The 14,255-nt window shown below is 63.6% G+C and carries 11 protein-coding genes and 1 riboswitch; of the genes, 3 read left to right on the top strand and 8 right to left on the bottom strand.

Annotated features, from left to right (window positions below):
* Window positions 1-139: 139 nt before the first annotated feature.
* The 4 genes from VFA16_RS17365 to VFA16_RS17350 form a co-directional block, all read right to left on the bottom strand.
* Entirely contained in the window at window positions 140-499 is a 360-nt protein-coding gene (locus VFA16_RS17365; RefSeq protein ID WP_324969005.1) for a type II toxin-antitoxin system prevent-host-death family antitoxin, read from the bottom strand.
* A 107-nt stretch (window positions 500-606) separates the two neighbouring features.
* Window positions 607-3,381 carry an RND family transporter gene (locus VFA16_RS17360; RefSeq protein WP_324969008.1) on the bottom strand — a complete coding sequence of 925 codons (2,775 nt, stop codon included), beginning with the start codon at window positions 3,379-3,381 and terminating at the stop codon, window positions 607-609.
* A gap of 35 nt (window positions 3,382-3,416) precedes the next feature.
* Window positions 3,417-3,815, bottom strand: a complete 399-nt coding sequence (locus VFA16_RS17355; RefSeq protein WP_324969007.1) for an MmpS family transport accessory protein — start codon at window positions 3,813-3,815, stop codon at window positions 3,417-3,419.
* Between the two features lie 238 nt (window positions 3,816-4,053).
* Window positions 4,054-4,479: a hypothetical protein gene (locus VFA16_RS17350; RefSeq protein WP_324969004.1), complete on the bottom strand. Its 426-nt coding sequence runs from the start codon at window positions 4,477-4,479 to the stop codon at window positions 4,054-4,056.
* A 237-nt stretch (window positions 4,480-4,716) separates the two neighbouring features.
* Here VFA16_RS17350 and VFA16_RS17345 point away from each other — a divergent pair, with 237 nt between their 5' ends.
* A complete protein-coding gene (locus VFA16_RS17345; RefSeq protein WP_324969003.1) occupies window positions 4,717-6,153 on the top strand; it encodes an FAD-binding oxidoreductase in 1,437 nt (478 codons plus the stop codon).
* 67 nt (window positions 6,154-6,220) lie between these two features.
* Here VFA16_RS17345 and VFA16_RS17340 read toward each other — a convergent pair whose 3' ends face one another.
* The 3 genes from VFA16_RS17340 to VFA16_RS17330 are packed head-to-tail and all read right to left on the bottom strand — an operon-like array spanning window position 6,221 to window position 9,443.
* A complete protein-coding gene (locus tag VFA16_RS17340; protein ID WP_324969002.1) occupies window positions 6,221-6,952 on the bottom strand; it encodes a class I SAM-dependent methyltransferase in 732 nt (243 codons plus the stop codon).
* Entirely contained in the window at window positions 6,949-8,082 is a 1,134-nt protein-coding gene (metX, locus tag VFA16_RS17335) for a homoserine O-acetyltransferase MetX (protein WP_324969001.1), read from the bottom strand. The genes VFA16_RS17340 and metX overlap by 4 nt, the downstream gene beginning before the upstream one ends.
* Before the next feature lie 11 nt (window positions 8,083-8,093).
* Complete coding sequence (locus tag VFA16_RS17330) at window positions 8,094-9,443, bottom strand: bifunctional o-acetylhomoserine/o-acetylserine sulfhydrylase (protein ID WP_324969000.1); 1,350 nt, start codon at window positions 9,441-9,443, stop codon at window positions 8,094-8,096.
* 182 nt (window positions 9,444-9,625) lie between these two features.
* Window positions 9,626-9,745: riboswitch (SAM riboswitch) on the bottom strand.
* A 221-nt stretch (window positions 9,746-9,966) separates the two neighbouring features.
* Here VFA16_RS17330 and VFA16_RS17325 point away from each other — a divergent pair.
* Window positions 9,967-12,201, top strand: coding sequence for an NADP-dependent isocitrate dehydrogenase (locus VFA16_RS17325; RefSeq protein WP_324968999.1), 2,235 nt, complete (start codon window positions 9,967-9,969; stop codon window positions 12,199-12,201).
* A gap of 27 nt (window positions 12,202-12,228) precedes the next feature.
* Window positions 12,229-13,455 carry an NADP-dependent isocitrate dehydrogenase gene (locus tag VFA16_RS17320; RefSeq protein ID WP_324968998.1) on the top strand — a complete coding sequence of 409 codons (1,227 nt, stop codon included), beginning with the start codon at window positions 12,229-12,231 and terminating at the stop codon, window positions 13,453-13,455.
* Between the two features lie 50 nt (window positions 13,456-13,505).
* On the opposite strand, the gene VFA16_RS17315 is transcribed toward VFA16_RS17320, so the two are convergent.
* Complete coding sequence (locus tag VFA16_RS17315; RefSeq protein ID WP_324969006.1) at window positions 13,506-14,252, bottom strand: alpha/beta hydrolase; 747 nt, start codon at window positions 14,250-14,252, stop codon at window positions 13,506-13,508.
* Between the last annotated feature and the right edge of the window lie 3 nt (window positions 14,253-14,255).

The following is a 14,255-nucleotide window of genomic DNA, read 5'->3' as shown; positions in this document are numbered from 1 at the left end:
ATTAGCCGTTCGCAGCGCTCGTGCCGCCTCGTCAGGGTTGTAGTAGTCGGCACCGAACGCGCGGATCGCTGCACCGCCGATGCTGCTCTTTCCGGCACCATTGACACCGGCAAGCACGTACAGGCGGGCCACGTGGCGGTTAACGCCGCCTTGTGCGCGCCGCCTTCACAGCCGAGCGCCCCAGCTGCGCCGGCGAGGCGTCGAAAGCCGATGCCAGCGCCGCCATGGCCTTCGGTTGCTGCAGACGTTCCAGCAGGTCGTCGAACTGCTCACTCAGCTCGTCGAGCGCCGGCTCGTGCGATTTGGTCAGCGCTTCGAACTCGGCGACCGACAGCAGCACCGCCTTCGGTGTGTCGTGCTTGGTGATCGCAACCGCGCCGTCGAGCGCAGCCTGCTCGAAGACCGCACCGAACTGGTTCTTGAAACGGCTGGCGGGCACCGTCGGCACGTCGACCAACTTGCCGTCGCGGTTGCGGAAGGTCAGCGTCGACGTCGACATTGGCAAGTCCTTTCCGAAGGTGCTGCTTAGCGGTTATGGCCATATTAGCTCAATTGGACAATATGGACCGCTTCTAGGCACCGGCGCGAATGCGTGGCCTGACGCACTTATCGCTGGGGTAGCGGACGAGAACGCACCAGTGTTGGCCACCAGAACCACGGCCCGAGGATTCGCAGGATGCACGGCACGACGAACGAGCGCACGATCAACGTGTCGAGCAGCAGGCCGATGCACACGGTGGAACCCACCTGTCCGATGGTTCGCAGATCGCTTGTGAGCATTGCCAGCATCGTGAACGCGAACACCAAACCCGCGGATGTCACCACGGCGCCCGTGCTTCCGAGCGCGCGGATGAGACCCGTGTGTATCCCGGCGTGAAGCTCGTCTTTGACGCGGACGATCAACAGCAGGTTGTAGTCCGAACCCACGGCCACCAGGATGATGAACGTCAGCGGCAACACCAACCAGTGCAGTGGAAGCCCGATGAGGTGCTGCCAGACGAGTATGGACAGCCCGAACGCCCCGGCGTACGAGAAAGCCACGGTGCCGGGAATGACCAAGGCGGCCATCAGACTTCGCGTCAGGAACAACATGATCAAGAAGATCAGCACGAAGGCGGCGATCGCCACGATCAGCAGATCCGAGGCGGCGTATTCCTTGATGTCCTTATCGTTGGAGCCCGAGCCGCCGATATAAACTCTCGCGCCCGCCAACGACGTCTCTTTCAAGATCGTGGTTATCGCCGTGGGGAACTGTTCGACATGCTGCACGCCTTCGGGGCCCATGGCGTTGCCCTCGTGGGTGACGATGAACCGAGCAGCCTTTCCGTCCGGCGACATCAGGAGCCGCATGCCGGTCTGGACGTCTTCGTTGTCGAAACCTTCTCTCGGGATGTAGAAGAAGTCGTCGCTGCGAGACCGGTCGAAATCGAGCCCGACATTGACCAGGTCGTCGAATGTCTGGTTGGTCTGGGTGGATTGCAGAGCTGATTGGCCGTAGGTGTTGACTAAAAGAGCGGCTAACGCCTCCGAGTCATCGGCCGTGAGTTTGAGCTGCGTAATGACTTGCGGCAAGATCTTGTCCACGGCCTCGAGCGAAGTTTTGGCGTCCTTGATGTCGGCAGCCAGATGGTCGATGTTGTCGAGCCCGTCGAATAGCGATCTAAATGCCCAGCAAATGGGAATGTCGAAACAATGGCGCTCCCAATAGAAATAACTCTTGATCGGCCGGAAGAAATCATCGACATTCGAGATTTCCTCGTTCATCTCGTCGGTGATCCTGTGCAGATCCTCAACGGTGACAACCGTCTTGTGCAACTCATCCGACATGTTTTGGAAGAAGACGATCTCTTTCCGCAAGACCGCGACACTGTGCTGGGTGATCTGTGCCTGCTGGTCCGTATTGGCGTTTTGCTGCTCGTTGAATGGGAGCTGTTGACCGTTGCCGCTGCCCTGCGTGGTGAACAAGTACGGGAGGGTGGCGTGTTCCAATGGTCGGCCGAGCGGCCTGGTGATGCTTTGCACCATCGCGACGCCGGGCAGACGAATCAGACTCTTCGCCACCCGGTCTAATGAGATGAAGTCAGCGGAGTTCCGCATGTCGTGATCGGTCTCGATCATCAGCATCTCGGAGAACAGTTTGCTTTTCGGGAAGTGCCGATCCGCCGCCGCGAAACCCTGGTTGGCGGGGGCATTGTGCGGCTGGTAGGCGCGGTCGTCGTAGTTCTGCCGGTAGGTCGGCACGAAGATCGCCCCGAACATGACGGCGGCGGCGCTGGCTGCGAGGATCGGCACCGGCCACCGCACCACGCTGGCCCCGATCCGCCGATACAACGTCGCCTTGACCCTGCTTCTCGGGTCGAAGAGCCCAAAGAGGCTGCCAACGGTCAAAATGGCCGGGCCGAGCGTCAGCGCTGCCGCGATGGTGAACAACATGGCGATGGCAACGGCGGGCCCCATGGTGTGGAAGTAGTTGAGTCGGGCGAATGTCAGGCAGTAACAGGCCCCGGCGATCGTCAGCCCCGAGCCGATGATTATGGGCGTTACACCCCGGTACGCGATGTAGAAGGCGTCCTCCCGGCTTTCGCCGGCCTGTCGCGCTTCGTGATAGCGGCCCATCAAGAAGATGCCGTAATCGGTCCCCGCTCCCAGGGTCAGCGCGACGACGATGTTCACGGCGAACGACGAGAGCTCGATGTACCCGAGATGCCCGAGGGTTGCGATGACCCCCTTGGCGACCAGCATCTCGATCAGAACTCCGAGCAACGGCACCAGCAGGGTGCTGATGGAGCGGTACACCAGCAGCAACATCGTGACGATGAGGATGATCGTCACGATCGTGATGTTGTTCAGGCTCGAATTGGCAATAGCCACCGTGTCCGAGGCGAGCGGCGCCGCCCCGCTGACATAGACCTTGAGCCCGGGCGGCGGCGGATCCTTCGCGACGATGTCCCGAACGGCGGCAACGGACTGATTCGCTTGCATTTGGCCGATATCGCCCGCGAGACGCAGCAACACGTACGCGGCCTTGCCGTCGACGCTCTGCGCCCCCGCCGCGGTGATCGGCTTCCCCCACAGGTCCATGACGTACTGCACATGCGTGGGATCTTGCTTGAGCCGGCGCACCAAATCGTCGTAATACCGATGGTCCACATCGCCCAACGGCCGGTTGGCTTCCAGGACGAGCATGGTCAAGTTGGTGGAATTCGACTCGTGGAACTTCTCGCCGATGCTCAGCAACGCCCGCTGCGACGGCGCGTAGTGCGGCACCATCGGCCCGGCGAGTTCTTCTGCCACCCTCTCTACCTGCGGCATGAAGGTGTTCGTCGACACGGCGAGAAGCGCCCAAAAAGCGATGATTGGTATCGCCAGGACGCGGACCATTCTGGGGACAAACGGTCGTCTCGCCCGATGCTCGCTCATGCGGATTTCACCCTGCACATGACGTGCGCGTCCCCATGCGTATCGGACTGTTGATCGCGGACAACGCCATTCACGAGCATCCGACAGCCGAGTTGACCACCATGAACCTGAGCCGAGATGCTGCCGGACACTACCGTGAGCGTTGTCGTTTCCGTGTGCGACCACGGCAAGGTCGTCAGATCAACACGATGCGGATGTCCGTCGATGTCCAAGTAGACGAGCATCCCGCCTTCGCCGAGAGAACCGAACAACTCGTACGTGAGCTGTTTGGGCGTCGTCTGCTCAGGCGCTGCCGGGCCATTGACCGTGATGACGGGTGGTGGAGCGGAGAACTGGTGCACCTTCCACATGCCGACCGCTCCCGCGCCGACCGCAACCACGGCAACCAAAGGCATCCAGACTCGCGCCAAGACGGTCCTGCCGACTGGACGAGGGCTCACTCGATCACCTTTCGTCAGTCCGGTCTGCATTTCGTGGGGCCCCACACTCGTGCTCAGGCCAATGAGGATAGTAGACGGTCATGTGCCTAATGGATATGTGATCTGCAAAGAGTATCGGCACTGCAGCCGGAACGCGACCGCGAGGATCCGGCTAGCCATCTGCCGGTGACCGCACCGCATGCATAGCGGTGCGTCAGGCCATTTTCTGCAAACGCCGTTTCAGCCGTGCGCTGCGCAGAAGCTGAGTCGTGAAGTTCATAGCGGCCAACATTGGGAACACGCCGAGGAATGTCCGTTCCGACGGGGTGGCTCCATGCAGATGGTAAAGACTGCCAAACACATAGAAGCAGCCCACCATGAATAACGCACCAGGGATGCAGAAGGCCATCAATGAGCTGCGATCAGAAACGATTTGCTTCGCATAATCCAGCTCATCGCTCGACAGCGGTTCGCGTTTGCGTACTTTCTTCATAACCGCTTTGGCGCTGCCTATTTCTTCACTGACGGGGGTCGGTGCTCGGCGCTCCATCCGCCGGACAAACACGGAGGCGAAGGCGGCAAACACCAGCGCCAGCACAAGGGTGAGCACGGTGAGAAATCCAAATAAACCCGAGTCCATGTCACGCTCCTTCGCTCCGCCATCGATTGTGGCATTACGCACCCGTAATGCTGGAGAATCCCTGCAGTCGGCTGTCGAAGACCCTTCGAACGCTACCCGATTCACGGTCTCCTAACCTTGCGCAGCCACCTGGTGTAACGGTTTGTGCACGTTTTCAGCGACACATCTTGCGGCAGCGCGGTTTTGTCGTCGTGTGGCTGAGAATGCGGGACATGACGCAATCGCGGGAGCCCGACGGTGGTGCGTGAGATATCCCGGCAGGCATTTCTGCGGGGTGCCGCCGGAGCGTTAGCGGCCGGCGCGGTCTTCGGATCGGTCCGGGCTACCGCCGACCCGAAGTCCTCCGGGCTGGACGGTCTGAGGGCTGCCATCGGCGGGCAGGTGCTCACTCCGGACGACGGCGGATTCGCAACCGCCAAGCAAGTTTTCAACACGAACTACAACGGCTCGACACCGGCGGCAGTGATAGTTCCCACGTCGGCGGCCGACGTGCAAAAGGCAATGGCATTTGCTGCGGCGCATAACCTCAGAGTCGCTCCGCGTAGCGGTGGGCACTCCTATGTGGGGGCGTCCACGGCGAACGGGACCGTAGTGCTCGACCTGCGTCAGCTGCCCGGGGGCATCAACTACGACGCCGGCACCGGGCAGGTGACGGTGACACCTGCGACTGATCTATATGCGCTGCACCAGGCGCTGGCTGCGGCGGGGCGGGGGATCCCGACCGGTACCTGTCCATCAGTCGGCACCGCGGGGCACGCCCTGGGCGGCGGACTGGGCGCCCATTCCCGGCATGCCGGCCTGATGTGTGACGCATTGACCTCGGCGTCGGTGGTGCTGCCCAGCGGCCAGGCGGTCACCGCCTCTAGCGCCAACAACCCCGACCTGTTCTGGGCGTTACGTGGTGGCGGTGGGGGCAATTTCGGGGTGACGACGTCGCTGACCTTCGCGACGTTCGCCACCGGCGACGTCGACGTGGTGAACCTCAACTTCCCGCCGCAGTCGTTCGCACAGGTCCTGCTCGGCTGGCAGAACTGGCTGCGTACCGCCGACCGAAGCAGCTGGGCGCTGGCCGACAGCACCACCGACGCGATGGGTACGCAGTGCCGCATCATGGCGACCTGTCCGGCCGGCTCGGGAAAGAGCGTTGCGAACGCCGTCACTTCAGCTGTCGGAACGCAACCAACCAGTACCGAGAACCACACGTTCAATTATTTGGACCTGGTGAGGTATCTGGCCGTCGGCAACCTCAACCCGTCGCCGCTCGGATATGTCGGTGGGTCGGACGTTTTCCCCACCATCAATGCGGGCACCGCTCAGGGGATCGCCTCTGCAGTCAACGCCTTTCCTCGTGGGGCGGGCCGCATGTTGGCGATCATGCACGCTCTCGACGGTGCGCTCGCCGGTGTGGCACCGGCTGCCACCGCGTTTCCGTGGCGTCGGGAGTCCGCGCTGGTGCAGTGGTACGTCGAGACGTCCGGTGACCCGGCGGCAGCCACCAGCTGGCTGCAGACGGCGCACCAAGCGGTGCGACCGTATTCGGTTGGCGGCTACGTGAACTACCTCGAGGCCAACGACCCGCCGTCTCGGTACTTCGGCGGGAACCTATCCAGGCTGACCGCGGTGCGGCAGAAGTATGACCCCGGCCGGATCATGTTCTCTGGCATGAACTTCTGATGTCCAGCGGCCACTTAACGCGCGCAAGCCAGCGAAAACCGTGCAATAAGTGGCCGCTCGCCGCAAGTCACGAAAGGGTCGCCCGCACGCAGACCGTAATGTAGGGCAGCGCAAGGCCGTTGCTATTCGCCAGCGCCGGATGGGTGGCCAGCAGTTCGCGCACCCGGTCCAGTGTCTTGGTGCGCACATCGGTCGGCGAGGTGATGCAATAGCTGCGCGAAGCCACCAAGTCGATAAGGGCCTGCGGAGTAAGGTAATTCGTCCACTCGACCCGATGGCGCTCCAAGCCGGTGAACGGCTCGGGCAGCACGACACGGTCGCTGACCGGATCGCCGTCGCTGCCGATGATGCGCCCCAGCTCGCGCACCCAGCCCAGCCGCTCGTCGCGGGTGTTCCAGACCAGCCCTAGCCGCCCGCCCGGGCGCAGCACGCGAACCACCTCGAAAATCGCCCGCGCCGGATCAAACCAATGCCACGCCTGGGCAACCAGCACCGCGTCGACACTGTTGTCCGGCAACGGAATTTCCTCCGCCGTCCCCAAGAGGGCGGGGGTGTCCGGCAGCGACTTGCGCAGCACGTCCAGCATCTCGGGAATCGGGTCGACAGCCACCACGTCCAGCCCGCGTTCGACCAGCCGGGTCGTCAACTTGCCGGTACCCGCACCCAAGTCGAGCACGTCGCGAGCCCCATCCGGAAGCAGCCAGTCGATCGCCTCCGGCGGATACGACGGGCGGCCCCGCTCGTAGGCAGCCGCCTCTGAACCAAACGACAGCGAGCGGTCTTGCCCGGAGCGGGTCACCGCGACCGCACACCTTCAGCCAGCTCGAGTGTCTGGCGAATCAACTTGCCGACAGCTTCGGATTCCACCAAAAAGCCGTCGTGCCCATAGATTGAGTCGACAACGTGCAGTCCGGTACAGCCGGGCAACAGCTCGGCCATCTCCTCCTGCAGGCGAAGCGGATACAGCCGGTCGGAGGTAATACCCGCCACTACAACCGGGACCGGACACCCGCGCAGCGTGGCCGCGACGCCGCCGCGGCCGCGACCGACGTCGTGGCTGCTGAGTGCCTCGGTCAACGCCACATAGCTGCCGGCGTCGAACCGCGCCACCAGCTTGCTGCCTTGGTGCTCCAGGTAGCTCTGCACCGCATAGCGGCCGCCGGTCACCGGATCCTCGTCGCCCTGAGCGTCATTGGCGAACCGGGTATCCAATTCCACTTCCCCGCGGTAAGTCAGATGCGCGAAGCGGCGGGCAATCGACAGCCCGGCCACCGGGACGTGGTCGCTGTCGTAGTAGTCCCCGCCCTGCCAGTTCGGGTCGGCCTCGATGGCCGCGATCTGGCTGCTCTGCGTGCCGATCTGATCGGCGGTGGCCCGCGCGCCGACCGCAAGGAGCAGCCCCGCCCGGACTTGATCGGGATGACTCACAATCCATTCCAGCGCCCGGGCACCGCCCATCGAGCCACCGACGACAGCGGCCACCTCAGTGATCCCGAGTGCGGCTAGCGCGGCCACATCGGCCTGCACCTGGTCCCGGATCGTTATCCGGGGAAACCTTGAGCCCCAAGGCTTTCCGTCACGGGCGATCGAGCTCGGCCCCGTCGAGCCACGGCAGCCGCCCAGCACGTTGGTGGCCACAGCACACCACCGGTCGGTGTCGATGGGCGCGCCGGGACCGGCGACGCCGTCCCACCAGCCCGGTGTCGGATGGCCTGGACCGGCAGGCCCGGTGATATGCGAATCACCCGTGAGCGCATGCAATACCACCACGACGTTGTCACGCGCGGGCGACAACTCGCCCCAGCGTTGCACGGCGATAGAGACGTCATCGATCACCGCGCCGCTTTCCAGCGTCACCGAGCCGATGTCGATGAAGCCCACTTCGCCTTCAGGGGGCAGCGTCTGAGTCCGCACCTCGGAGATTGTCACCTGAGATCTCCTCAAAACGCTGCTACGGCGTGCGGGTCGCCGGCGGAATCTCGGTAAGCGCGAGCCGCGGCGAATCCGAGTTCCAGGTCGGCCAGGATGTCGTCGATGCCCTCGATGCCGACGGCCAACCGCACCAGCCCCGGGCTGACACCGGTGGACAGCTGCTCCTCGGGCGTCAGCTGCGAGTGGGTGGTCGACGCCGGATGGATGACCAGCGAGCGCACGTCGCCGATGTTGGCGACGTGGCTGTGCAGCTTCAGCGCGTTGACGAACGCCTTGCCCGCCTCCACACCGCCGACCAGCTCGAATGCCAGCACAGCGCCAGTTCCTTTGGGCGCCAGCTTCTTTGCCCGCTCATACCATGGCGAAGTCGGCAGCCCGGCATAGTTGACTGATCGGACCTCGTCGCGGCCGGCCAGGAATTCGGCGACCCGCTGGGCATTGGCGACGTGGCGTTCCATCCGAAGGCTCAGCGTCTCCAAACCCTGCGCAATCAGGAACGCGTTGAACGGCGAGGCCGCCGAGCCGTAGTCGCGCAGCAGCTGTACTCGGGCCTTGGTCGCGAACGCCGCTGGCCCCAGCTCGGCGTAGACCACGCCGTGGTAACTGGGATCAGGGGTGGTGAATCCGGGGAAGCGGTCACCGGTCCACTCGAAGGTGCCGCCGTCAACGATCACCCCGGCGATTGCGGCGCCGTGCCCGCCCAGGTATTTGGTGGCCGAATGCACGACGATGTCGGCGCCCTGTGCAATCGGCTGGATCAGATATGGAGTGGCAATGGTGTTGTCGACGATCAGCGGCACGCCGTTGTCGTGGGCCACCCCTGCGACCCCGGGCGTGTCGAGCACGTCGATCTGCGGGTTGGAGATGGTCTCGCCGAAGAACGCCTTGGTGTTCGGCCGCACCGCGGACTGCCAGGAATCAAGGTCGTCGGGATCCTCGACAAAGCTCACCTCGATCCCGAGCTTGGCCAGCGAGTAGTGGAACAGGTTGTAGGTGCCGCCGTAGAGCCGTGGGCTGGACACGATGTGGTCACCGGCGCCGGCCACATTCAGGATCGCGAACGTCTCGGCGGCCTGCCCGGACGCCAGAAACAGGGCGGCCACCCCGCCCTCCAGTGCGGCGATGCGCTGTTCGACGACCTCGGTGGTGGGGTTGCCGATCCTGGTGTAGATGTTGCCGGGAACCTCCAGGCCGAACAGGGCCGCGGCGTGCGCGGTGTCGTCGAAGGTGTAGGAGGTGGTCTGGTAAATCGGCAGTGCCCGGGCGTTGGTCACCGAATCAGGGCGCTGGCCGGCATGGACCTGTTTGGTCTCGAACGACCAGTGCGTAGTCGGGTCAGAGTCAGTGTCGGCGCTCATGTGGCTGCTTTCTGCTGGAGTCGGATGGGTGTCGTGTTCGCAGTCGCCCGTGACGTCATCAGTGATGACGTCGACCGGTGGCGATGGGTTAGCGACCCCGAGGCCTGGGGGGCCACATGATGGGCCAACCCGAATGGGTACGCATCAGGTATCCCTGTCTACTCAGGGGGCCCGTCATGGCGGACCCGCGCTTGCCGCGTAGCCGGTCATGGCTACTCAACCTGGTCATCACCCGGGGCACCCCACCGCGGTTGGAGGGTTGCCGGCCAGCAAGCCGGGGCTTGGCGCTGGCGCTCATGACCGATAGGGAGCCTATCGTATTACGCCGATCACGTGCCACGGGTTCTGGTGGCGACCCGCTGCGCGCGGCTTCGCCGCGCTGGCGATCGCACGGGTTCTGGTGGCGACCCGCTGCGCTCGGCTTCGCCGCGCTGGCGATCGCCACGGGGTCATCTGGTGGCGACCCGCTGCGTACGGGATACTCGCCACCGTTGAATAAGACCTGGAACGCGGGAGAAGGACCATGTGCGCCGAGCGGCCAACCATCATCTACACGCTGACCGACGAGGCGCCGATGCTGGCGACCTTTGCGCTTCTGCCGATTGTGCGTGCCTTCACCGAGCCGGCGGGCATCGACGTCAAACTCAGTGACATCTCGCTGGCTACCCGAATCCTGGCCGAGTTTCCCGATTACCTGACCAAGGAGCAGCGTGTCCCGGACAACCTGGGCGAACTGGGCCGGCTGACGCAGCTGCCGGACACCAACATCATCAAATTGCCGAACATCAGCGCCTCGGTGCCGCAGCTCGTCGCGGCCATCAAGGAGTTGCAGAACAAGGGTTTCAAGATTCCGGATTATCCGGCCGACCCGAAGACCGAGCAGGAAGGCGAAATCCGCAACCGCTATGCCAAAGTCCTCGGCAGCGCGGTGAACCCCGTGCTGCGGGAAGGTAACTCCGACCGTCGCGCGTCCAAGGCGGTTAAGGAGTACGCCCGCAAGCACCCGCACAGCATGGGCGAATGGTCGATGGCCTCGCGCACCCATGTCGCGACCATGAAGCACGGCGACTTCTACCACGGCGAGAAGTCGATGACGCTGGACCGCCCGCGCAACGTGAAGATGGAGCTGGTGACGAAGCGCGGTGAAACGCTGGTGCTCAAGCCCGAGGTGTCGCTGGACGGCGGCGACATCATCGATTCCATGTTCATGAGCCGCAAGGCCCTGTGCGACTTCTACGAAGAACAGATGAACGACGCCTACGAGACCGGCGTGATGTTCTCGCTGCACGTCAAGGCCACGATGATGAAGGTCAGCCATCCGATCGTGTTCGGCCATGCGATCAAGGTCTTCTACAAGGACGCCTTCGCTAAGCACGAGAAGCTGTTCGACGAGCTGGGCGTCAACGTCAACAACGGCCTGTCCGATCTGTACGCGAAGATCGAGTCGTTGCCCGCCTCGCTACGCGACGAGATCGTCGACGACCTGCACCGCTGCCATGAGCACCGTCCTGAGCTGGCCATGGTCGATTCGGCCCGGGGAATCTCGAACTTCCATTCGCCCAGTGACGTGATCGTGGATGCTTCGATGCCCGCGATGATCCGCGCGGGCGGCCAAATGTACGGCGCCGACGGCAAACTCAAGGACACCAAGGCCGTCAATCCGGAGTCCACGTTCAGCCGCATCTACCAGGAGATGATCAACTTCTGCAAAACCCACGGCCAGTTCGATCCGACCACCATGGGCACTGTGCCCAATGTGGGTCTGATGGCTCAGAAGGCCGAGGAGTACGGCAGCCACGATAAGACGTTCGAGGTCCCCGAGGACGGTGTGGCCAACATCGTCGATCTCGACACCAGCGAAGTGCTGCTCACCCAGAACGTGGAGGCCGGTGACATCTGGCGTATGCCGATCGTCAAAGACGCTGCGATCCGGGACTGGGTCAAGCTGGCCGTGACCCGGGCGCGGCTGTCCGGGATGACGGCGGTGTTCTGGCTGGACATCGAGCGTCCGCACGAGGTCGAGCTGCGCAAGAAGGTAAAGGCCTACCTGGCCGACCACGACACGGAGGGCCTGGAGATCCAGATCATGCCGCAGGTGTGGGCCATGCGTTACACGCTGGAGCGCGTCATCCGCGGCAAGGACACCATCGCCGCAACCGGCAACATCCTGCGTGACTATCTCACCGACCTGTTCCCGATTCTGGAGCTCGGGACCAGCGCCAAGATGCTCTCGATTGTGCCGCTGCTGGCCGGCGGCGGCATGTACGAGACGGGCGCGGGCGGTTCGGCGCCTAAGCACGTCAAGCAACTGGTCGAGGAGAATCACTTGCGCTGGGATTCGATGGGCGAGTTCCTCGCGCTGGCCGCCAGCCTGGAAGACATGGGCGCCAAGACCGGCAACGCGCAGGCCAAAATCCTGGCCAAGACACTCGACGCCGCGATCGGCAAACTGCTGGACAACGACAAGAGCCCGTCGCGAAAGACCGGTGAGCTCGACAACCGGGGCAGCCAGTTTTACCTGGCCATGTACTGGGCGCAAGAACTTGCCGCGCAGAGCGACGACAAGAACTTAGCGAAGCACTTCGCCGTCCTGGCCGACGCGTTGACTGAGAACGAAGACGTCATCGTGGCCGAACTCAACGCGACCCAGGGCAAACCGGTGGACATCGGCGGCTACTACGCGCCCGACCCGGCGTTGACCACGGCGGTGATGCGGCCGAGCAAGACGTTCAACAATGCGCTCGCGGCGGCAGGCTGATACCGGGCCCGCTTGTACTGTTGGGGCATGTCCCGCGGATCCAAGATCAAAGTCGAAGGCACGGTAGTAGAGCTCGACGGTGACGAGATGACGCGCGTCATCTGGAAGCTGATCAAGGACATGCTCATCTTCCCGCACCTCGACATCAACCTGAAGTACTACGACCTGGGCATCGAGCACCGCGACGCCACCGACGACCAGGTGACGATCGACGCCGCGTATGCCATCAAAAAGCACGGCGTGGGCGTGAAATGCGCCACGATCACCCCCGACGAGGCCCGCGTCAAAGAATTCAACCTCAAGACCATGTGGTCGTCGCCCAACGGGACGATTCGAAACATCTTGGGTGGCACCATTTTCCGCGAGCCGATCATTATCTCGAATGTGCCGCGGCTGGTTCCAGGCTGGACCAAGCCGATCATCATCGGCCGTCACGCTTTCGGTGACCAGTACCGGGCGACGAACTTCAAAGTGGACCGGCCCGGTTGTGTCACGCTGACCTTCGCTCCCGAGGACGGCAGCGAGCCGATCGTGCATGAGATGGTGCGAATCCCCGAAGGCGGCGGCGTGGTGATGGGGATGTACAACTTCAAAAAATCCATCCAGGATTTCGCGCGGGCGTCGTTCGCCTATGGGCTGCAAGAGAACTACCCGGTGTATCTGTCCACCAAGAACACCATCCTCAAGGCCTACGACGGCATGTTCAAAGACGAGTTCCAGCGCATCTACGACGAGGAATTCAAAGACGAGTTCGAAGCCGCCGGGCTGACCTACGAGCACCGGCTGATCGACGACATGGTCGCCGCCTGCCTGAAATGGGAGGGCGGCTATGTGTGGGCCTGCAAGAACTACGACGGCGACGTGCAGTCCGACACGGTCGCGCAGGGCTACGGCTCACTGGGGTTGATGACCTCGGTGCTGATGACCGCCGACGGCAAGACGGTGGAGGCCGAAGCAGCCCACGGCACCGTCACCCGGCATTTCCGCCAGTACCAGGAGGGCAAGCCCACCTCCACCAACCCGATCGCGTCGATCTTCGCGTGGACGCGCGGGCTGCAGCACCGCGGCAAGCTGGACAACACCCCCGAGGTGAGTGATTTCGCGTGCAAGCTCGAAGAGGTGGTGGTTTCCACGGTCGAGGGCGGGCAGATGACCAAGGACCTGGCCATCCTGATCGGGCCGGACCAGCAGTGGCAGAACAGCGAGGAGTTCCTCGGCTCGATCGCCGAGAACCTGGAGAAGGCGCTTAACTGATTGTCCGGCTCCTCCTCATCGCGCTACGCGCTCTGCATCGTCGCCGGGGGTCAGCTCGAGCTGATCGCCCGGATCGGCGCGCTGTACTCGTCCAGGAAGTCGGTGATCACCTCGGTGATCCGGCCCGGTGCTTCGAACATCGGGATGTGCCCGAGTCCCTCGAGCGTGGTCACCTTGGTTCCCTCGGGAAGTTGGGCCCTGAAGTAGCGGTGGGATCTCGGCCCGGGAAACACCCGATCCTTTTCGCAAATCACCAGATGCGCGGGAACGGCGGTGTGCGCCAGGTCCAGCAGACCGGGCCCCAGCAGCGATTTGAGCAGCAGCTGGAAGTAGGCGGGGCAGTGTGCCACGTCGTCGATGATCGCGTGGAGTTCGCTTTCGCTGAGACCGTCCGGTGATCCGCTGATCGGCAGCGTGGCAAGCCGGCGGCTGAACGGCAGGCGTAGCGCACGTGGTCCCAGGAATCGCGCCAGCGCCCATACCGGCATGCCCAGCACAAACTTCGCAATCACCTCGAACTTCGTCGGTGCCCAGCGGGTCCAGCCGCCGGCGGGGGCAATGCCGGTGACGGTTCGCGCCCGGCCGCGGCTCTCCAGTTCGAATGCCACCCAGCCGCCCAGCGAGTTGCCGACGATATGGGCGGTGTTCCAGCCCAGCTCGTCCATTTGCCGCTCGACGTGGTCGGCCAGCACAGACGAGCTCAGGAACCAGGTGCCGGCGTAGGGCCCGCCATTGTGGCCGGCCATCGTGGGCGCGAAAACCTCGTAGCGGCCGGTGTCCGCCAGCTGCTGGGCCACCGT

The organism is Mycobacterium sp., from assembly GCF_035653355.1.
Taxonomy (GTDB): Bacteria; Actinomycetota; Actinomycetes; order Mycobacteriales; family Mycobacteriaceae; genus Mycobacterium.
Note: the sequence above shows the minus strand (reverse complement) of the source record. Positions and strands in the feature narration are given on the sequence as shown.